The organism is Halomonas caseinilytica (assembly GCF_001662285.1).
GTDB classification, from domain to species: Bacteria; Pseudomonadota; Gammaproteobacteria; order Pseudomonadales; family Halomonadaceae; genus Halomonas; species Halomonas caseinilytica.
On sequence record NZ_BDEO01000007.1, the window covers coordinates 369,216 to 386,860 of the forward strand.

Below are 17,645 nucleotides of genomic sequence, written 5' to 3' on the forward strand. Positions count from 1 at the left end.
AGTCATGGAAGCGTATCCCGATATCGAGATTTACCTGGCCAATGCCGACCTCGAGGCACTGAATGCCTGGCTGGGCCATGCCCTCGGCGCCCCGCCCCTGGCCTCGGCCGGCAAGCACCGCTGGCGCACACAGGCCCAGCATGACGGCCATGCCATCGCTATCCTGCTCGTCGTCAAGGCCGCCGACGGCTTCGCCAGCCTGTGGTTCGACAGCCCCGACACGCCCTGGACGACGGATAGCGACTGCGCTCGCGAGGCGGCGAGCAAGCTTGGCTGCGAGGTCCGCTGCTCCCTTGGCGGCTGGCAGCCCGGCGACGATCCGGACCGCTTCCTCCAGGTCCTGCCCGATGGCCAGGAAGCGACCATCGACTGGCCGGATTCAGGGCAGTAAGAGGGAAGAAGGGGAAGGAAAGAAAGCAAAAAAGAGGGAAGATATTTCTCCCCCTCTTTCAGCAACGCTGGTTCAGGTGGAAGACAAACCGCGCCGAACGAAGATCAGACAAGGCGGAAGGTCGTCGAGAGAGCGGAGTTTGCTAGCTGCTAAATGAGCATCTCGAGACGACCTTCCAACACAGTATGATCAAGTGCAGGCCGGTTTTCAGGTAATCACGGTGACATCGTCGGCCTGCAAGCCCCGCTCATTGCGCGACACCTGGTACTTCACCTTCTGGCCCTCGGCCAGGGTGCGATGCCCACGGCCGCGAATGGCTCGAAAATGCACGAACACGTCCTCGCCACTGTCGCGAGTGATGAAACCGTACCCCTTGTTGACATTGAACCACTTGACCTCGCCGATCTCGCGATCATCGTCCTCGACCTCGGCCAGGTTGACCAACTGAGGCGTCAGGGCATTGACTGCCAGGGTGGCGATCAGCAAAAGAACGAAAACCGCCAGAGCCACGGCCAGATAGACGATGCCCACGCCCCCTATCTCGAGACTGGCGGCTATCTCCCTGGACATGGCGCCACCGGCGAGATAAACGAACAAGGCCACCAGTAACGGTGACGGCGCGGCCAGCAACAGGCTGATGAGACTGCAACGCAACACGACCTTTCGATTCATAAACGTCTGATGCTCTCTTTGTCGTAATAGAAAGGAAGGAATAACGCGGTAACGAGGCACTTCACGGCGCGATGCACCGCCCCCGAACCGAGACCGATGCCACGATGAACGGTGGCATGCAGCACAAGGATTCTATCATGAAGCAAGATGACACGCTTTCCGATCTCCAGGCACGCCTGACCGCCCTGGAAAGCCGATACGCCTATCAGGAGGACTGGCTGGACACCTTGGACCGCAGCGTGGCACAGCAGGAAAAACGCCTGGCCCAACTCGAGCGACTCAACGAACTGATGCAACGCAAGATTCGTGACCAGCAACAAGCCCTGCAGGAAAACGACATGGCGCTCCCTGGCCCCGAGGACGAACTGCCGCCGCATTATTGAGACCCAAGAAGGAAGAAGAAAGACAGGTTAGCTCCAGGACTTAGGGGCGGGGTCGTCTTCTCCCTTCCAGACGCGCAGCGCCGGTCTTCATTCTTCTGGCAGCGTCAGCCACACGCTTCTAGCTTTCGTCGAGATACCGCTCGGCATCCAGGGCTGCCATGCAGCCACTGCCCGCGGAGGTCACGGCCTGGCGATAGACGTGGTCCATGACATCGCCGGCGGCGAAGACGCCGGGGACGCTGGTGGCGGTAGCGTTGCCCTCGAGCCCCGACTGGACCTTGATATAGCCGCCGGCCATGTCCAGCTGCCCCTCGAAGATGCCGGTGTTGGGGCTGTGGCCGATGGCGATGAACACGCCCGGAGCGTCGACCTCGCGGGTGCTACCGTCCTCGGTGGACTTGAGCCGCGCCCCGGTCACACCGGTATTGTCGCCGAGCACTTCGTCGAGGGTATGGTTCCAGATCACCTCGATATTGCCGTTCTCGACCTTGTCGAACAGCTTGTCCTGCAGGATCTTCTCGGCACGCAGGCTGTCACGGCGGTGCACCAGGGTCACCTTCGACGCGATGTTGGAGAGATACAGCGCCTCCTCGACAGCGGTATTGCCGCCACCGACCACCACGACATCCTGATTGCGGTAGAAGAAACCGTCACAGGTTGCGCAGGCCGACACGCCCTGCCCCATGAAGCGGCTCTCGGATTCCAGCCCCAGATAACGGGCGCTGGCGCCCGTGGAGATGATCAGCGCGTCGCAGGTATAGGTGCCGTTGTCGCCCTTGAGCGTGAAGGGGCGCTCCCTCAGCTCGACCTCGTGGATGTGATCGAACATCACCTCGGTCTCGAAACGTTCGGCATGCCGCTTCATCCGCTCCATCAGCTCAGGCCCCTGGACCCCAGCATCATCACCGGGCCAGTTGTCCACATCGGTGGTGGTCGTCAACTGGCCGCCGGCCTGGATGCCGGTGATCAACAACGGCTTGAGGTTGGCCCGGGCCGCATAGACGGCGGCCGTGTAACCGGCCGGCCCGGACCCGAGAATGATCAGGCGTTCGTGGCGCGCTTCGCTCATGGGATACCTCGCAACTCTGGCAATGGGTAACGCAACGGACTGGGCGATGCCGACGCACCATCGGCATGGCGCAGGCCACTACGGTCGGGCCGCTGCCGGGAGCGGCAACCGCCGCCCCCGAACTTGCCCTGCGGCGCTCAGAGCGCCTCGGCGTGGGTGCCCAGGTACTTGGCGACCCCCTCGGCGGTGTCTTTCATGCCTTCCTGGCCTTCGTCCCAGCCAGCCGGGCAGACTTCGCCATGCTGCTGGTGGAACTTGAGCGCCTTGACCATGCGCAGCATCTCGTCGACGTTGCGGCCCAGCGGCAGGTTGTTGACCACCTGGTGCTGGACGACGCCATTCTCGTCGATCAGGAAGGAAGCACGCATCGCCACGCCGGCATCCGGATGCTCGATGCCGTAGGCATTGGTGACCTCGTGCTTGACATCGGCCACGATCGGGAAGCCAACCTCACCGATGCCACCCTTCTCGGGAGAGGTCCGGCGCCAGGCGTGGTGGGTGAACTGAGAATCGATGGACACGCCGATCACCTCGACACCGAGCTCCTTGAACTGCGCCAAACGATTGTCATGGGCGATGATCTCGGAGGGGCAGACGAAGGTAAAGTCCAGCGGCCAGAAGAACAGCACGCGCAACTTGCCGTGGCTGTCGGAAAGCTTGAAGTTCTCGACGATCTCGCCGTTGCCGAGGACAGCCGCGGCTTCGAAATCGGGCGCTTGACGTCCAACCAGTACGCTCATTGGAGCTCCTTGCAGTCGTAGAAGTGTCAACGATGATGAAAAAGGGGATATCACACTAGGCCAGCCACGACCGCCGAACCATTGGCTCGACGCTATGGCATGCATAGCCGCAACCTATTGTGCCGTGCACAACAGGGATTCACCAGATCGGCACGCCTCACAGTACATCATCGTCGCGCCCCAGGGTGACCGACACGATGTCCCCGCTGATCGACGACACCTCGATACGTACCTGGATCGGGGCACAGCAGCGCGGGCAATCCTCCCAGGTCGCGTGGCTCCCCTGGGAGGCATCGACCAGCAACGCAAAGGGCGTGTCGCAGTAGGGACAACGAACCGATCGGCTCTCCAGCGCGTCCTCGTGCACGGCTCCTCCGACCAACATTCAATCCAACGGAAATGGGGATGACAGGCGCCGTTTCAAGGCCAACGCCCTGGCGCAATGGTTGAAAACCCCTTCTATCATGACCATGTAAGACTACGAACCCAGGATGGTTCGACACTCCCCGTGACAGGAGGATAGCAATGAGCACCGAGTCCACACCGGATACCTTGCAGACCTTCGAGGCCGCAGGCACGACCTACCACTATTACAGCCTGCCGAAAGCCGCCGAAGCCCTTGGCAACATCGACCGCCTGCCGATGACGCTCAAGATCCTGCTCGAGAACCAGTTGCGCTTCGCTTCCGACCCCAGCGTCGCCCGCGAAGACATGCAGGCACTGGTCGACTGGCAGCAGAACGCCTCATCCGACCGCGAAATCGGCTACCGCCCGGCCCGGGTCCTGATGCAGGACTTTACCGGCGTGCCCGGCGTGGTCGACCTCGCCTCCATGCGTGCCGCCGTCGAGGGTCTCGGCGAGGATCCCTCGCGCATCAACCCGCTGTCGCCCGTCGATCTGGTCATCGACCACTCGGTGATGGTCGACAAGTTCGGCAACCCCACGGCGTTTCGCGACAACGTGGCCATCGAGATGGAGCGCAACCGCGAGCGCTACGAGTTCCTGCGCTGGGGTCAGCAGGCCTTCGACAACTTCCGGGTGGTACCGCCGGGTACCGGCATCTGCCACCAGGTCAACCTCGAGTACCTGGGCAAGACGGTGTGGACCAAGGAAGAAGACGGCAAGACCTTCGCCTATCCCGACACCTTGGTGGGCACCGATTCCCACACCACCATGATCAACGGCCTGGGCGTGCTCGGCTGGGGCGTGGGCGGCATTGAGGCCGAGGCCGCCATGCTCGGCCAGCCGGTCTCGATGCTGATTCCCGAGGTCGTCGGCTTCAAGCTCACCGGCAAGCTTCGCGAAGGCATCACCGCCACCGACCTGGTGCTGACGGTGACCCAGATGCTGCGCGAGCGCGGCGTGGTAGGCAAGTTCGTCGAATTCTACGGCGACGGCCTCGCCGATCTGCCGTTGGCCGACCGCGCCACCATCGCCAACATGGCCCCCGAGTACGGCGCCACCTGCGGCTTCTTCCCGGTCGACGACGAAACCCTCAATTACCTCCGGCTGACCGGCCGCGAGGACGCCCAGGTCGAGCTGGTCGAAGCCTACTGCAAGGCCCAGGGCCTGTGGCGCGAACCCGGCCACGAGCCGATCTTCAGCGACACCCTGCACCTCGACATGGACGAAGTGGAGTCCAGCCTGGCGGGTCCCAAGCGCCCCCAGGACCGCGTCGCCCTCAAGGACATGCCGACGGCCTTTGCCAAGGTGATGGAAGAGGACGGCAAACCGTTGCCGGCCACCGAGAAGGGTCGCCTGTTCTCCGAAGGCGGCCAGACCGCCGTGGGCGTCGAGGAAAGCTACGAGCATCACGACAGCCAGGAAGTCGACATGGAAGGCGAGGCTTTCCGGCTCGACCCCGGCGCCGTAGTGATCGCTGCCATCACCTCCTGCACCAACACCTCCAACCCCAGCGTGATGATGGCTGCCGGTCTACTGGCGCGTAACGCCCTGGCACGCGGCCTCAAGACCAAGCCCTGGGTCAAGACCTCGCTGGCCCCCGGCTCCAAGGTGGTGACCGACTACCTCGCCGCCGGCGGCGTCCAGGATGACCTGAACGAACTGGGCTTCAACCTGGTGGGCTATGGCTGCACCACCTGCATCGGCAACTCCGGACCGCTGCCGGAGGCCATCGAGAAAGCCGTCGAGGCCGGCGACCTGACCGTGGCTTCGGTGCTGTCGGGCAACCGCAACTTCGAGGGGCGGGTACATCCGCTGGTCAAGACCAACTGGCTGGCCTCACCTCCCCTGGTGGTGGCCTATGCCCTGGCCGGCAACGTGCGCAAGGACCTCGCCAACGAGCCGCTCGGCACCGGCGACGATGGCCAGCCGGTATATCTCAAGGACATCTGGCCCAGCCAGGCGGAGATCGCCGAGGCGGTGGAGAAGGTCAAGACCGAGATGTTCCGCAAGGAATACGCCGAGGTCTTCGACGGCGACGACGTCTGGAAGGCCATCGACGTACCCGAGAGCCAGGTCTACCAGTGGTCCGATGACTCAACCTACATCCAGCATCCGCCCTTCTTCGAAGGCATGGGGCGTGAGCCCGCCGCCACCGAGGATGTCGAGGGGGCCCACATCCTGGCCCTGCTCGGCGACTCGGTGACCACCGACCACATCTCGCCGGCCGGCGCCATCAAGCCCGACAGCCCCGCCGGTCGTTACCTCCAGGAGCGCGGCGTCAAGCCAGTGGACTTCAACTCCTACGGCTCGCGTCGCGGTAACCACGAGATCATGATGCGCGGCACCTTCGCCAACGTGCGCATCAAAAACGAGATGCTCGACGGTGTGGTCGGCGGCGAGACCCGCCACGTGCCATCCGGCGAACAGATGTCCATCTATGACGCGGCCATGAAGTACCAGCAGGAAGGCACGCCGCTGGTGGTCATCGCCGGCAAGGAGTACGGCACCGGCTCCTCGCGTGACTGGGCCGCCAAGGGCACTCGACTGCTCGGCGTGCGTGCCGTGCTGGCCGAATCCTTCGAGCGCATCCACCGCTCCAACCTGATCGGCATGGGCGTGGTACCGCTGCAGTTCACCGAGGGCGACACCCGAGAGACCCTGGGTCTGACCGGCGACGAGCGCATCTCCATCGCCGGCCTCTCGGAGCTGACACCGGGCGGCAAGGTCGAGGTGACCATCGCCAGTCCCAAGGGTGAGAAACGCATCGAGGCTCTGTGTCGCATCGATACCGCCAACGAGCTGGAATACTACCTCCACGGCGGCATCCTGCACTATGTTCTGCGCAAGATGATCGGCGCGGCCTGATCGCCGCCTTTCCCCCTTGACGCAAAAGCCCCCGCCGGTTCACCGGCGGGGGCTTCTTTGTGGCGGGTCGCTATCTTGCGAGCAACGCCAACGCGCAGCAGGGGCACATCACCGCACGCCGACGATGTCAGAAGGAACGGCGCCGATAATCCCGATACTCCGGATACCAGAAGTGGCGCTCGATGGCGGCACGGATGGCCTTTTCATCGCTTTTCAGGGCCACTTCCTCCTTCTGCGCCTGGGCGGCCACTTCGAAGGCGATCGCCTTGGACAGATCCCGGATCTTCGACAGGGCCGGCAACACCGCCCCTTCACCGGTCTTGGCCACCGGCGCTTCCGCCGCCAGGGCACGGGAAGCCGCCATCAGCATGCCGTCGGTGACCCGGCGCGCACCGGCGGCCACCACACCGAGCCCGATGCCCGGAAAGATATAGGCGTTGTTACACTGGGCGATGGGATACTGGCGTCCCTGATACTCTACCGGCGCGAAGGGGCTGCCCGTGGCCACCATGGCCTGGCCGTCGGTCCAGCGGATCACGTCTTCCGGCAACGCTTCGGCTCGGGAGGTCGGGTTGGAAAGCGGCATCACCAGCGGCGAAGGGCAACCGGCATGCATGGTGCGGATCACCTCTTCGGTGAACAGGCCCTGTTGGCCGCAAACACCGAGCAGCACCGTCGGACGCACCTGCTTGACCACCTCGAGCAGCGCCTGCCCGTCCCAGCCCTCGACCAGCGAGGGGTCCTGCGCCAACCGCCGCTGGAAATCGCGTAGCCAGGACTGTTCCGAGGTCACCAGCCCCTCGCGGTCGACCATGAAGACGCGCGCCCGGGCCTCCTGTTCCGACAGGCCCTCGGCTTGCATGGCCACCACCACTTGCTCGGCGATGCCGCAACCGGCGGACCCTGCTCCCACGAAGACCACACGCTGATCGGCCACGCCTTCGCCCCGAGCCTTGCACGCCGCCATCAGGGTGCCCACGCAGACCGAGGCAGTTCCCTGGATGTCGTCATTGAAGCAGCACAGCTCGTCGCGGTAACGCTCCAGCAGCGGCATGGCATTGGCCTGGGCGAAGTCCTCGAACTGCAGCAGCACCTGAGGCCAGCGACGCTTCACGGCCGCGATGAAGTCTGCCATGAAGGCATCGTACTCTTCCTGGGAGACACGCGGATGTCGCCAGCCCATGTACATCGGGTCGTCGAGCAGAGCCTGGTTGTTGGTGCCCACATCGAGCGTGATCGGCAGCGTATAGGCCGGGCTGATGCCGCCACAGGCGGTGTACAGGGAAAGTTTGCCGATGGGAATTCCCATGCCGCCGATCCCCTGATCGCCCAGCCCCAGGATACGCTCACCATCGGTGACCACGATCACCTTGACCTTGTCCTTGGTGGCGCTGCGCAGGATATCGTCCATGCGGTCCCGATCGGGATAGGAAATGAACAGGCCACGATGGTTGCGATAGATGTTGGAGAATTCTTCGCAGGCCTGCCCCACCGTGGGGGTATAGATGATCGGCAGCATCTCCTCGAGATGCTCGGAGACCAGACGAAAATAAAGTGTCTCGTTGTCGTCCTGGATGGCGCGCAGATAAATGTGCCGGTCCAGATCGTTCTGGCACTGGCGATACTGGCGATAGGCCCGCTCGACCTGTTCCTCGATGGTCTCGACATTCTGCGGCAACAGGCCGATCAGGTTGAACTCGAGGCGTTCCTCGCGAGTGAAGGCACTCCCCTTGTTGAGCAGCGGCATCTCGAGCAAGGGGGGCCCGGCGTAGGGAATATAGAGGGGGCGCTTGGCTTCTCTGGTCATCGGTTCGTCTCTGCTGTCTCTGGAATCCGGGCCGTGACGCTCTGCGGCGACTTGGGCGCTACTCTACCACGTCGGCGCACCGCCCATGGAGACCAAGCCTCCTGGAAGCACCGTTCAGCGTGGCGAATCAGACGAAACGTCCCAGACCTACCGCCTGGCGCAGCCGATCCATGAAAGGCGCGGCCTCGGCACGGGCACGCTCGGCCCCCTGGCGAAGCACGTTCTCGATGTGAGCAGGATCTTCCAGCAGCGCCTGGTAGCGCTCCCTCGGCTCGCGAAGTTGTTCATTGAGGTATTCGAAGACCCGGTTCTTGGCCTCGCCCCAGCCGATCCCGTTCTCGTATTCGGTACGCATCTCGGCCGCCTCTTCCTGACTGGCGAAGGCCGAGTAGATCTGGAACAGCGTGCAGCTATCCGGATCCTTGGGCTCGCCGGGTTCCAGCGAGTTGGTCTTGATCTTGCGCACCAGCTTGAGCAGCTTCTTCTCGGAGACGAACAGCGGGATGGTGTTGTCGTAGCTCTTGGACATCTTGCGTCCATCGAGCCCGCCCAGAACCTCGACCCGCTCGTCGACCACCGCATCGGGCAGGGTGAAGTACTGGCCCTTGAAGAGGTGATTGAAGCGGCCGGCCATGTCGCGCGCCATCTCGATGTGCTGGATCTGGTCGCGTCCCACCGGCACGCGCTGGGCGTTGAACATCAGGATGTCGGCAGCCATCAGCACCGGATAGCCGAACAGCCCCATGGTCACGCCCTTGTCCGGGTCCGGATGACCGGCCTGCTCGTTGTCGGCCACCGCCGCCTTGTAGGCATGGGCACGATTCATCAGGCCCTTGGCGCAGACGCAGGACAGCATCCAGGTCAGCTCGGGAATCTCGGGAATGTCCGACTGCCGATAGAAGATGGCATTATCGGTATCCAGCCCCAGGGCCAGCCAGGTGGCGGCGATCTCCAGGCGCGACTGCTGGACCCGCTTCGGGTCCTGGCTCTTGATCAGCGCATGCAGGTCGGCGAGGAAATAGTAGGACTGGACGCTCGGGTCCTGGCTCGCGGCGATGGCGGGCTTGATGGCGCCGACATAGTTGCCCAGGTGGGGAGTACCGGTGGTGGTGATGCCCGTGAGCACACGGGTCTTGTCGGATGATGCAGTCATGAAAGCGGGACTCTGCTGACTCTGGAATGCCCGCCATGGTAACGCGAGGCCCCGGTCAAGGCGACCTGCCGGGAACAAGTCGCAGGGCTAGTGCAGAGAGTCGTATCTGCCCGGGGCTGATCGCGAGGAAGTGCTGTGAATACCTCCTTGTACACTACCGACGCCCAGCGGCGCTCTCGTAGTATCCTGCTCCGCTTGCAGGACCAGTGCTGGCCATCCATGGCCAGCCCGTTCGGAGCAGTGCTTCTCACCCTTGGCGTCGGATCTCCTCTTCGGCTTGGTCCCGTCGCCCCTCGTCAGGAGCTCCCTGACGAGGCATCGCAGTCGTCGCCAGGGAAAGAAACCAACCTCAGATCGAGAAAAGGCCAGGACTCCACGCGGCAGCCCTGGCCTTTCGTCAACGAGTCGGCCCCGTCTCAGCCGATCAAGGTGGCGGCTTCCACATACTCCAGCCCGAAGGCTTCGGCCACGGCACGGTAGGTGAGTTTGCCGTCGTGAACATTGAGCCCCGCGGCGAAGTGGTCGTCGTCGGCCAGCGCCTTCTGCCAGCCCTTGTCGGCAAGCGACAGCACGAACGGCAGGGTGGCGTTGGTCAACGCCTGGGTGGAGGTGCGTGCCACCGCGCCTGGCATGTTGGCCACGCAATAGTGCACCACGCCATCCACCACATAGGTCGGTTCGGCATGAGTCGTGGGCCTGCTGGTCTCGAAGCAGCCACCCTGGTCGATGGCCACATCCACCAGCACGCTGCCAGGCTTCATGTCGGACAGCATCTCCCGCGTGATCAGCTTGGGCGCGGCGGCCCCGGGCACCAGCACGGCGCCGATGACCAGATCCGACTCGCGCACCGCTTCCTCAAGCGCATCGGCCGTGGAGAATACCGTCTTCATGCGGCCCTGATAGCGGTCGTCCAGGGTCTCGAGGCGCGGAATGGACTTGTCCAGCACCGTCACTTCGGCACCCAGCCCCAAGGCCATGCGAGCGGCGTTCTCGCCGACCACACCGCCACCGATGACCGTGACCCTGGCCGGCGCCACGCCCGGCACGCCCGGAAGCAGCACACCGGAACCGCCTTGGGCCTTCTCGAGACTGTGCGCACCGGCCTGGACGGCCATGCGGCCTGCCACGGTGCTCATTGGCGCCAGCAACGGCAGGCCGCCTTCGGAGGCGGTGATGGTCTCGTAGGCAATGCAGGTGGCACCGCTTTCGAGCAGCCCCTTGGTCAGCGCTTCCTCGGCCGCCAGGTGCAGATAGGTGAACAGGGTCTGCCCGCGGGTCAGCCTGGCGACTTCCTCGGCCTGGGGTTCCTTGACCTTGAGAATCAGCTCGGCCTCATCCCACAGCCTGGCCACATCGGCCTCCAGTCGAGCGCCGGCCGCCTCGAAGTCGGCGTCGCTGAAGCCGGCGCCTTCACCGGCGGCGGCCTGGACAATGACCTCGTGGCCACGGCCGACCAACTCGCGAGCCCCGCTGGGGGTCAGGGCTACGCGATATTCGTGGTTCTTGATTTCCTTCGGCACGGCGATCTTCATGGGATTCCTCCGATGAGCGAACGGTGGACAACAGCGTACTCATCCCATTACAGCACAACAGTGCATACACGCAGAGATCACGGAAGAAAAACAAAAAAAACGCGGACAAGACCGCCGCGACATCGAAAATACATCTGCCAAAAGAAGATCAGACAGAAAGACTTGCGCCCACCGGTCACTCGCTGACCAGAGCCGCTCCGTAGCAACGCCGAAACTCATCCGGCAGGCGCCGAGGGCGGCCACTGGAAAGCTCGATGCAGGCGAAACGAGTGCGGGCACGCAATAACGTCTGGCCACCCTCGCGCTGCCTGAGCTGAAAACGGCGCGTCAGCGTCAGGCGGCCGTCACAATCGACGATCCAGGTCGCCAGTTGCAGCCTGTCGCCTTCGAAAGCCGGCGCCAGGTAGTCAAGCTCGTGCCGGTGCACCGCCATGGCACGATCCAGCTCGCGATAGCGGGCCAGGCTGAGCCCCAGATGCTCCGAGTGACGCCAACTGATGCGCTCCACCCAGCGCAGGTATTCGGCGTTGTTGGCATGGCCATAGTCGTCGATACTCGACGGCGCGACGTCAAGATCAATGATGAAAGGATCGGGCAGGTCCCAGGACATGACGGCATACTCCCTGTCGCTTGTTGGGGTCGAGATCCAGGCTGGTGGCGACATCATGGTCGATCGCGGCCGCACCTCCAGCAACCATCGAAGACACCTTCGAGCACTTCGCCACAACCGGGACAGACCCAATCGGGACGCGCTTCGCCCTGCCGGCTCGCCCGGATCAGGTCCTCGGCCTGAGCGCGATTGTGAGGCGCCACCCACACTTCGGGCTCGCACTCGACAGGCGGCAGCTCTCCCGAAGCGCCGCCCAGCGTCATGTTGCGACGCTCCACCGGGATGCCGGCCGACTCGAGCAGATTGGCCACATGGCTGACCAGCAGTGGATTCGAGTGCGCGAAGACGCGGACGAAATCGATATCCCTCACGACGCGACCTTCCTCATGATGAGCACTCCTCAGCACCATCGACGGGGCCAGGCACTTTTCACAGGCCCCAAGCACTGTCTGAAAAGTCGACGCGCGAAGGTTAGACAAGGCGAAAATCTGCGAAAAAGCGGAGTTTACAAGGAGTAAATGAGCATTTTGAGCAGATTTTCAACGCCGTATAACCGAGCGCAGGCACTTTTCACAGAAACTAGTCGCGGAAGACCCGCACCCCCAGCGCCTTCAGATAAGAGGTCTCGGGAATGGCGGGATGCACGGGATGGTCCGGCCCCTGATGCCCCTGGAAGATCACCTGGCCATGTCGGTCCTGATGACGAGCGGCGCCACGCACCACATCCGTGAGACGATCCATGCCCAGATGCATGGAGCAGGAAGCCGAGACCAGCAGACCATCGCGCCCCAGCAGGCGCATCGCCTCGCGGTTGAGCCGGCCATAGGCACGCTCTCCGGCGGCCGTGTCCTTGCGTTTCTTGATGAAGGCCGGCGGGTCGAGGATCACCACGTCGAAGCGCTCGTCGTCGGCCTTGAGAGCGGCCAACGCCTCGAAGGCATCTCCCTCGCCCACCGCGACGCGCTCCTGGAGACCATTCAACTCGGCGTTCTCGGCTACGCCCTGAAGTGCGCGCTCACTGGCATCGACGCACAGGACTTCGCTGGCGCCGTGTGCGGCCGCCTGAATGCCCCAGCCACCGACATAGCTGAACAGATCCAGCACCCGCTTGCCAGCCACCAGGCCGTTGAGCCAAGCCCGGTTGGCGCGATGATCGAAGAACCAGCCGGTCTTCTGACCATCCAGCACCGGTGCGATGAAGCGCACGCCGTTCTCTTCCAGCTCGACGTTCTCGGGCGGCTCGTCGCCGAGCACCTCGACGCCGCCCTCGAGTCCTTCCATGCGGCGACCGCTGGTATCATGGCGCAGCACCACCACGCGCGGCGACAGCACCTTGTCCAGGGCATCGAGCAACGGCTCGCGTACGGCCTCCATGCCGGCGGTATTGAGTTGCACCACCAGGACATCGTCGAAACGATCGATCACCAGCCCGGGCAACAGGTCGCCTTCACCGTGCACCAGGCGATAGTAGGGCTTGGCGAACAGGCGCTGGCGCAGCGACAGGGCCTGATTGAGACGGTGCACCAGCAGCGAGCGATCGAGGACGGTGCCGGCATCGCGGGAGACCAGGCGCGCGCAGATCAATGAGTGAGCATTGACGTAGGCCACGCCCATGGCCTTGCCGTTCGCGGCTTCCACCACCGCCTGCTCGCCCGGCGCGAAGTCCTTGAGCGGTGTGGCGCCGGTATCGATCTCGTTGGAATACAGCCAGAGATGGCCGGCCTTCAGCCGCCGGTCGGCGTTCTTCTTGAGGCGCAGTGAGCGTAGAGCGGTCATCGGAAATCTCGTGATTGATGTAGAAATGGGCAGGGCCACCAGCTCAGCGCTGGCACCCGGCACAGAAGACGCTGGCACGCTGCCCCAGGGTCACCAGACGCAACTCGGCGCCACAGCGTCGGCAGGGCTCACCGTCGCGGCCATACACATTGAGCCGCTGGGCGAAGTACCCCGGCTCGCCGGTGCCGCTGACAAAATCCCTCAGCGTCGTTCCCCCCTGCGTGATCGCGGCGGCCAGCACCTCTCGGATGGCATCGGCCAGGCGCGTATAACGCTTGCGCGAGATGCGCCCCGCTTCACGGCGCGGGTCGATACCCGCCAGGAACAGGGCCTCGGCGGCATAGATGTTGCCGACGCCGACCACCACGGCGTTATCCATCAGGAAGGGCTTGACCGCCAGCCGTCGCTTCCGGGACATGGCATAGAGCCGCTCGCCATCGAAGGCCTCCGAGAGCGGCTCCGGCCCTAGCTTCGCCAACCGCCGATCCTGCTCGGCATCGCCGTCCAGCCAATCGATGAAGCCGAAGCGACGCGGATCGTGGTAGCGCAGGATACCGCCGTCATCGAACACCAGGTCGACATGATCATGCTTCTTGGGCAGCTCGCCCAGCCGTGCGATGCGTAGGCTGCCGGACATGCCCAGATGACACAGCAGGGTCCCGCCCTGCTCCCCGACCACCGGCACCAGCAGATACTTGGCGCGACGCTCCAGCCGGCCCAGGCGCGCCCCGACCAGGCGATCGACGAGATCCTCCGGCACCGGATGGCGCAGGCGCGACTGCCGCACGATCACCTCGCGGATCTCGCGCGCCTCGACATGAGGGGCAATGCCTCGACGTGTGGTTTCGACCTCGGGAAGCTCGGGCATGACGGGAGTTCCGGCATCGGGATGACATACGCAAGAACCCGACCATCGGGCCGGGTTCAGGCGGACAGGCTCTAACTACCTGCGGAAGGAAGCCATCGAACGACCCGGCACGCTGTTGCGAACGGGGCCGACGGCCAGGATGCCGCGCATCAGCGCAGCGGCATCGCGATCACTTGATCTTGGCTTCCTTGTAGATGACACGCTTGCGGACCACCGGGTCGAACTTCTTCATTTCGAGCTTGTCCGGGGTGTTCCGCTTGTTCTTGTCGGTGGTGTAGAAGTGGCCGGTACCGGCGCTGGACACCATTCTGATCTTGTCACGCATGACTCTTCTCCCTGATGGATCGGGCGCTGGGGTGTCTTAAACGGTCTCGCCGCGCTTACGGATATCGCTGAGCACCGCATCGATACCCTTCTTGTCGATGATGCGCATACCCTTGGTGGAGACGCGCAGCTTGACGAAGCGCTTCTCGGCTTCCACCCAGAAACGGTGGGTGTGCAGGTTCGGCACAAAACGACGCGTGGTCTTGCGCTGAGAGTGAGATACGTTGTGACCAGTCACCGGGCGCTTGCCGGTAACCTGACATACTTTGGACATGAGAGCCTCCAACCGCTTGGCCAGGATATTATCCTGAGTGTTCAAAACCTGTCGGGCAAACCGGGGCGACCCCGTGTCATTTGACCCAAGGGAATTCAAAGGCTGCACTTTATACCAGAGTTGGCCGGGCCAGACAAGCGAGACGCGAGATTATAGCAGGCCTTGCTCGGTAAAGGATACTACCTCGCCATCCCCGACCACGAAGTGGTCCAGCACCCGAATCTCGAACAACGCGAGCGCCTGCCTGAGCCGCTCGGTGATCCGCCGGTCGGCGTCGCTCGGCTCGGCTACCCCGGAGGGATGGTTGTGCGCGAAGATCATCGCGCCGGCGCCCAGCTCCAGGGCTCGGCGTGCCACTTCACGAGGGTACACCGAGGCACTGTCCAGCGTTCCCCGGAACAGCGACTCGTAGCGGATCACCCGGTGCTGGCTGTCGAGAAAGAGAGCGGCGAATTCCTCATGCCCGAGGTGACGCAATCGCGACGACAGGTAGTCGCGGACCAGTCCCGGCGAGGTCAGGGCTGCCTCGCGATCCAGCCGGCTGGCCAGATGGCGCCGCGCCAGCTCCAGCACCGCCTGCAACTGTACGTACTTGGCCTGCCCCAACCCGCGCTCGGCACAGAAGGTCCGTTGATCGGCCTCCAGCAAGGGGCGCAGGCCGCCAAAGCTCGACAACAGATCCCGCGCCAGATCCACGGCGGAGCGCCCCGGCACCCCGACGCGCAGGAAGATCGCCAGCAACTCGGCATCAGAGAGCGCCTCCGAGCCCAGCGCCAGTAGTTTTTCTCGGGGGCGTTCGCCCTCCGGCCAGTCGCGAATCGACATCCTTGCCTCCACATGCATGTCCATCGTCCTTGCCTTGGCCATGCACGCCGCCCCTGCCGCTTCAACGGCACCCCTTCGCCCCTAGTGTAGTCACCATGGCGCTGACGCGGGATCACCGATCGGCGCCGGCTACGCAAGCCACCCTGCGAGTGGTAAGGTAGACGACCGGATTCACGCTTGGACACCACCATGTCTGCACTGCCCGGAAAACGCATCCTGCTCGGGATCGGCGCCGGTATCGCCGCCTACAAGAGCGCACACCTGGCCCGTCTGCTCAAGCAGGCAGGCTTCGAAGTGCGCGTGGTCATGACCGAGGGCGCCCAGGCCTTCATCGCGCCCCTGACGCTCCAGGCCCTGACCGGCGAGGCGGTGCGCACCTCCTTGCTCGACCCCGAGGCCGAAGCTGGCATGGGCCACATCGAGCTGGCCCGCTGGGCCGACCGCATCCTGATCGCCCCGGCGACTGCCGACTTGATGGCGCGCCTGGCACAGGGTCACGCGGACGACCTGCTCACCACCTTGTGCCTGGCCAGTCATGCCGAAAAGTTCATGGCGCCGGCCATGAACCAGGCCATGTGGGGCCACCCCGCTACCGCACGCAACGCCCGTCAGCTCACCGAAGATGGCTGGCGCCTGCTGGGCCCCGACAGCGGCGACCAGGCCTGCGGCGACGTGGGGCCTGGTCGCATGCTCGAGCCGGAGGCCATCATGGCCATCATGGCCGGCTTGTCCGGAGCGGTGGAGCGCCCTGCCGAGGGCCTGAAGGTAGTGATCACCGCCGGGCCGACCCGCGAGGCCCTCGACCCGGTTCGCTATCTCTCCAACCACAGCTCCGGCAAGATGGGCTACGCGCTGGCCACTGCCGCCGCGGCTCTGGGCGCCGAGGTACACCTGATCAGCGGCCCGGTCGCCCTGTCCACGCCGGCCGGCGTGGCCCGGCACGATGTGGAAAGCGCCGACGACATGCTGGCGGCCGCCGAACGCCTCGCCGACGATTGCGACCTGTTCATCGGCTGTGCCGCCGTGGCCGACTATCGCGCCGAGGCGCCAGCCGAGCACAAGCTCAAGAAGCGTGACGACGAAGACGCCATGACCCTGCGCCTGGTGAAGAACCCCGACATCATCGCTCGCATCGCCGCGCGGGACACACGTCGCCCCTTTGTCATCGGCTTCGCCGCCGAGACCCGTGACCTCGAGCGCTATGGCCGGGACAAGCTGACACGCAAGCAACTCGACATGGTGGTGGCCAACGATGTCTCCCGGGCCGGACTCGGCTTCGGTGCCGACGACAACGCCGCCGTGCTGCTCTGGCGCGACGGCGACGCCATCGACCGCGATCCCCAGCCCCCGCAACCCAAGTCACGACTGGCCGAGGCCATTCTGCGACGGGCACTGACCCGACTGGCTCCCCTTCACCACGCCTGACACCTCGATTCCGGAAGACACCCGATGCCGACATTTCCCGACCGCCCCCGTCTCGCCGTCAAGCTGCTCGACGAGCGCATGCGCGATCACCTGCCCCATTACGCCACTGCCGGCTCCGCGGGCATGGACCTGCGAGCCCTGCTCGACGCTCCCCTGACACTCGAGCCAGGCGACTGCGAGCTGGTACGCACCGGACTCGCCATCCACATCGCCGACCCGGGACTCGCCGGCATGGTCCTGCCCCGCTCGGGGCTCGGCCACAAGCACGGCATCGTGCTCGGCAACCTGGTGGGGCTGATCGACTCCGACTATCAGGGCGAGTTGATGGTCTCGGTCTGGAATCGGGGCCACACGACCTTCACGCTGGAGCCCTTCGAACGCCTGGCCCAGTACGTCCTGGTGCCGGTGGTGCAGGCCGACCTCGAGGTCGTCGATGACTTCGATGCCAGCGCACGGGGCATGGGCGGCTTCGGCAGCTCCGGCCGTCACTGATCCCGGCGACGCCATTGACCTCTTTCACGATCAA

The 17,645-nt window shown here is 64.3% G+C and carries 19 protein-coding genes; 5 read left to right on the forward strand and 14 right to left on the reverse strand.

Annotated features, from left to right (window positions below; translation table 11 throughout):
* Positions 1 to 4: 4 nt before the first annotated feature.
* Entirely contained in the window at positions 5 to 391 is a 387-nt protein-coding gene (locus tag HSDC_RS09365) for a hypothetical protein (protein WP_064699659.1), read from the forward strand.
* Between the two features lie 207 nt (positions 392 to 598).
* Here the strand turns inward: HSDC_RS09365 and HSDC_RS17030 are convergent, their stop codons facing one another.
* Entirely contained in the window at positions 599 to 1,063 is a 465-nt protein-coding gene (locus HSDC_RS17030; protein ID WP_064699660.1) for a cold-shock protein, read from the reverse strand.
* Positions 1,064 to 1,200: 137 nt separating this feature from the next.
* Here HSDC_RS17030 and HSDC_RS09375 point away from each other — a divergent pair, with 137 nt between their 5' ends.
* Positions 1,201 to 1,446 carry a SlyX family protein gene (locus HSDC_RS09375; protein ID WP_064699792.1) on the forward strand — a complete coding sequence of 82 codons (246 nt, stop codon included), beginning with the start codon at positions 1,201 to 1,203 and terminating at the stop codon, positions 1,444 to 1,446.
* Between the two features lie 118 nt (positions 1,447 to 1,564).
* On the opposite strand, the gene trxB is transcribed toward HSDC_RS09375, so the two are convergent.
* The 3 genes from trxB to HSDC_RS09390 form a co-directional block, all read right to left on the reverse strand.
* Positions 1,565 to 2,515 carry a thioredoxin-disulfide reductase gene (trxB, locus tag HSDC_RS09380; protein ID WP_064699661.1) on the reverse strand — a complete coding sequence of 317 codons (951 nt, stop codon included), beginning with the start codon at positions 2,513 to 2,515 and terminating at the stop codon, positions 1,565 to 1,567.
* 137 nt (positions 2,516 to 2,652) lie between these two features.
* Positions 2,653 to 3,255, reverse strand: coding sequence for a peroxiredoxin (locus HSDC_RS09385; RefSeq protein WP_064699662.1), 603 nt, complete (start codon positions 3,253 to 3,255; stop codon positions 2,653 to 2,655).
* Between the two features lie 157 nt (positions 3,256 to 3,412).
* On the reverse strand, positions 3,413 to 3,622 hold the full coding sequence (locus HSDC_RS09390; protein ID WP_064699793.1) for a zinc ribbon domain-containing protein: 210 nt from the start codon (positions 3,620 to 3,622) through the stop codon (positions 3,413 to 3,415).
* Between the two features lie 158 nt (positions 3,623 to 3,780).
* Here HSDC_RS09390 and acnA point away from each other — a divergent pair, with 158 nt between their 5' ends.
* On the forward strand, positions 3,781 to 6,525 hold the full coding sequence (gene acnA, locus HSDC_RS09395; RefSeq protein ID WP_064699663.1) for an aconitate hydratase AcnA: 2,745 nt from the start codon (positions 3,781 to 3,783) through the stop codon (positions 6,523 to 6,525).
* Positions 6,526 to 6,652: 127 nt separating this feature from the next.
* Here the strand turns inward: acnA and HSDC_RS09400 are convergent, their stop codons facing one another.
* From HSDC_RS09400 to radC, 10 genes are all read right to left on the reverse strand, one after another.
* Positions 6,653 to 8,332 carry an NAD-dependent malic enzyme gene (locus HSDC_RS09400; protein ID WP_064699664.1) on the reverse strand — a complete coding sequence of 560 codons (1,680 nt, stop codon included), beginning with the start codon at positions 8,330 to 8,332 and terminating at the stop codon, positions 6,653 to 6,655.
* Positions 8,333 to 8,459: 127 nt separating this feature from the next.
* Complete coding sequence (locus tag HSDC_RS09405) at positions 8,460 to 9,485, reverse strand: tryptophan--tRNA ligase (RefSeq protein WP_064699665.1); 1,026 nt, start codon at positions 9,483 to 9,485, stop codon at positions 8,460 to 8,462.
* A 416-nt stretch (positions 9,486 to 9,901) separates the two neighbouring features.
* Complete coding sequence (gene ald, locus HSDC_RS09410) at positions 9,902 to 11,017, reverse strand: alanine dehydrogenase (protein WP_064699666.1); 1,116 nt, start codon at positions 11,015 to 11,017, stop codon at positions 9,902 to 9,904.
* A 175-nt stretch (positions 11,018 to 11,192) separates the two neighbouring features.
* Positions 11,193 to 11,627 (reverse strand): acyl-CoA thioesterase, encoded by a 435-nt coding sequence (locus HSDC_RS09415; RefSeq protein ID WP_064699667.1) that lies wholly within the window; start codon positions 11,625 to 11,627, stop codon positions 11,193 to 11,195.
* Between the two features lie 53 nt (positions 11,628 to 11,680).
* On the reverse strand, positions 11,681 to 11,998 hold the full coding sequence (locus tag HSDC_RS09420; RefSeq protein ID WP_082920008.1) for a putative signal transducing protein: 318 nt from the start codon (positions 11,996 to 11,998) through the stop codon (positions 11,681 to 11,683).
* A gap of 208 nt (positions 11,999 to 12,206) precedes the next feature.
* Complete coding sequence (locus HSDC_RS09425) at positions 12,207 to 13,403, reverse strand: class I SAM-dependent rRNA methyltransferase (protein ID WP_064699669.1); 1,197 nt, start codon at positions 13,401 to 13,403, stop codon at positions 12,207 to 12,209.
* A 43-nt stretch (positions 13,404 to 13,446) separates the two neighbouring features.
* The gene (gene mutM, locus HSDC_RS09430; protein ID WP_064699670.1) at positions 13,447 to 14,271 is read right to left on the reverse strand and encodes a bifunctional DNA-formamidopyrimidine glycosylase/DNA-(apurinic or apyrimidinic site) lyase; all 825 of its coding nucleotides are present in this window, start codon (positions 14,269 to 14,271) and stop codon (positions 13,447 to 13,449) included.
* Between the two features lie 169 nt (positions 14,272 to 14,440).
* Positions 14,441 to 14,596, reverse strand: coding sequence for a 50S ribosomal protein L33 (gene rpmG, locus HSDC_RS09435; protein ID WP_064699671.1), 156 nt, complete (start codon positions 14,594 to 14,596; stop codon positions 14,441 to 14,443).
* Between the two features lie 36 nt (positions 14,597 to 14,632).
* Entirely contained in the window at positions 14,633 to 14,869 is a 237-nt protein-coding gene (gene rpmB / locus HSDC_RS09440) for a 50S ribosomal protein L28 (RefSeq protein WP_064699672.1), read from the reverse strand.
* A gap of 150 nt (positions 14,870 to 15,019) precedes the next feature.
* Positions 15,020 to 15,694: a RadC family protein gene (gene radC, locus HSDC_RS09445; RefSeq protein WP_064699673.1), complete on the reverse strand. Its 675-nt coding sequence runs from the start codon at positions 15,692 to 15,694 to the stop codon at positions 15,020 to 15,022.
* 189 nt (positions 15,695 to 15,883) lie between these two features.
* On the opposite strand from radC, the gene coaBC reads away from it, so the two are divergent.
* Together coaBC and dut are read left to right on the forward strand one after the other, a co-directional pair.
* A complete protein-coding gene (gene coaBC / locus HSDC_RS09450) occupies positions 15,884 to 17,119 on the forward strand; it encodes a bifunctional phosphopantothenoylcysteine decarboxylase/phosphopantothenate--cysteine ligase CoaBC (RefSeq protein ID WP_064699794.1) in 1,236 nt (411 codons plus the stop codon).
* A gap of 24 nt (positions 17,120 to 17,143) precedes the next feature.
* Positions 17,144 to 17,611: a dUTP diphosphatase gene (gene dut / locus HSDC_RS09455; RefSeq protein ID WP_064699674.1), complete on the forward strand. Its 468-nt coding sequence runs from the start codon at positions 17,144 to 17,146 to the stop codon at positions 17,609 to 17,611.
* Positions 17,612 to 17,645: the final 34 nt, after the last annotated feature.

Coding starts and splice junctions, on each gene's coding strand:
- rpmG (WP_064699671.1), bottom strand. CDS start 14,596: ATGCGTGACAAGATCAGAATGGTGTCCAGCGCCGGTACCGGCCACTTC.
- HSDC_RS09365 (WP_064699659.1), top strand. CDS start 5: ATGGAAGCGTATCCCGATATCGAGATTTACCTGGCCAATGCCGACCTC.
- HSDC_RS09425 (WP_064699669.1), bottom strand. CDS start 13,403: ATGACCGCTCTACGCTCACTGCGCCTCAAGAAGAACGCCGACCGGCGG.
- rpmB (WP_064699672.1), bottom strand. CDS start 14,869: ATGTCCAAAGTATGTCAGGTTACCGGCAAGCGCCCGGTGACTGGTCAC.
- HSDC_RS09400 (WP_064699664.1), bottom strand. CDS start 8,332: ATGACCAGAGAAGCCAAGCGCCCCCTCTATATTCCCTACGCCGGGCCC.
- HSDC_RS09415 (WP_064699667.1), bottom strand. CDS start 11,627: ATGTCCTGGGACCTGCCCGATCCTTTCATCATTGATCTTGACGTCGCG.
- HSDC_RS09385 (WP_064699662.1), bottom strand. CDS start 3,255: ATGAGCGTACTGGTTGGACGTCAAGCGCCCGATTTCGAAGCCGCGGCT.
- coaBC (WP_064699794.1), top strand. CDS start 15,884: ATGTCTGCACTGCCCGGAAAACGCATCCTGCTCGGGATCGGCGCCGGT.
- mutM (WP_064699670.1), bottom strand. CDS start 14,271: ATGCCCGAGCTTCCCGAGGTCGAAACCACACGTCGAGGCATTGCCCCT.
- HSDC_RS17030 (WP_064699660.1), bottom strand. CDS start 1,063: ATGAATCGAAAGGTCGTGTTGCGTTGCAGTCTCATCAGCCTGTTGCTG.
- ald (WP_064699666.1), bottom strand. CDS start 11,017: ATGAAGATCGCCGTGCCGAAGGAAATCAAGAACCACGAATATCGCGTA.
- radC (WP_064699673.1), bottom strand. CDS start 15,694: ATGTCGATTCGCGACTGGCCGGAGGGCGAACGCCCCCGAGAAAAACTA.
- HSDC_RS09405 (WP_064699665.1), bottom strand. CDS start 9,485: ATGACTGCATCATCCGACAAGACCCGTGTGCTCACGGGCATCACCACC.
- trxB (WP_064699661.1), bottom strand. CDS start 2,515: ATGAGCGAAGCGCGCCACGAACGCCTGATCATTCTCGGGTCCGGGCCG.
- acnA (WP_064699663.1), top strand. CDS start 3,781: ATGAGCACCGAGTCCACACCGGATACCTTGCAGACCTTCGAGGCCGCA.
- HSDC_RS09375 (WP_064699792.1), top strand. CDS start 1,201: ATGAAGCAAGATGACACGCTTTCCGATCTCCAGGCACGCCTGACCGCC.
- dut (WP_064699674.1), top strand. CDS start 17,144: ATGCCGACATTTCCCGACCGCCCCCGTCTCGCCGTCAAGCTGCTCGAC.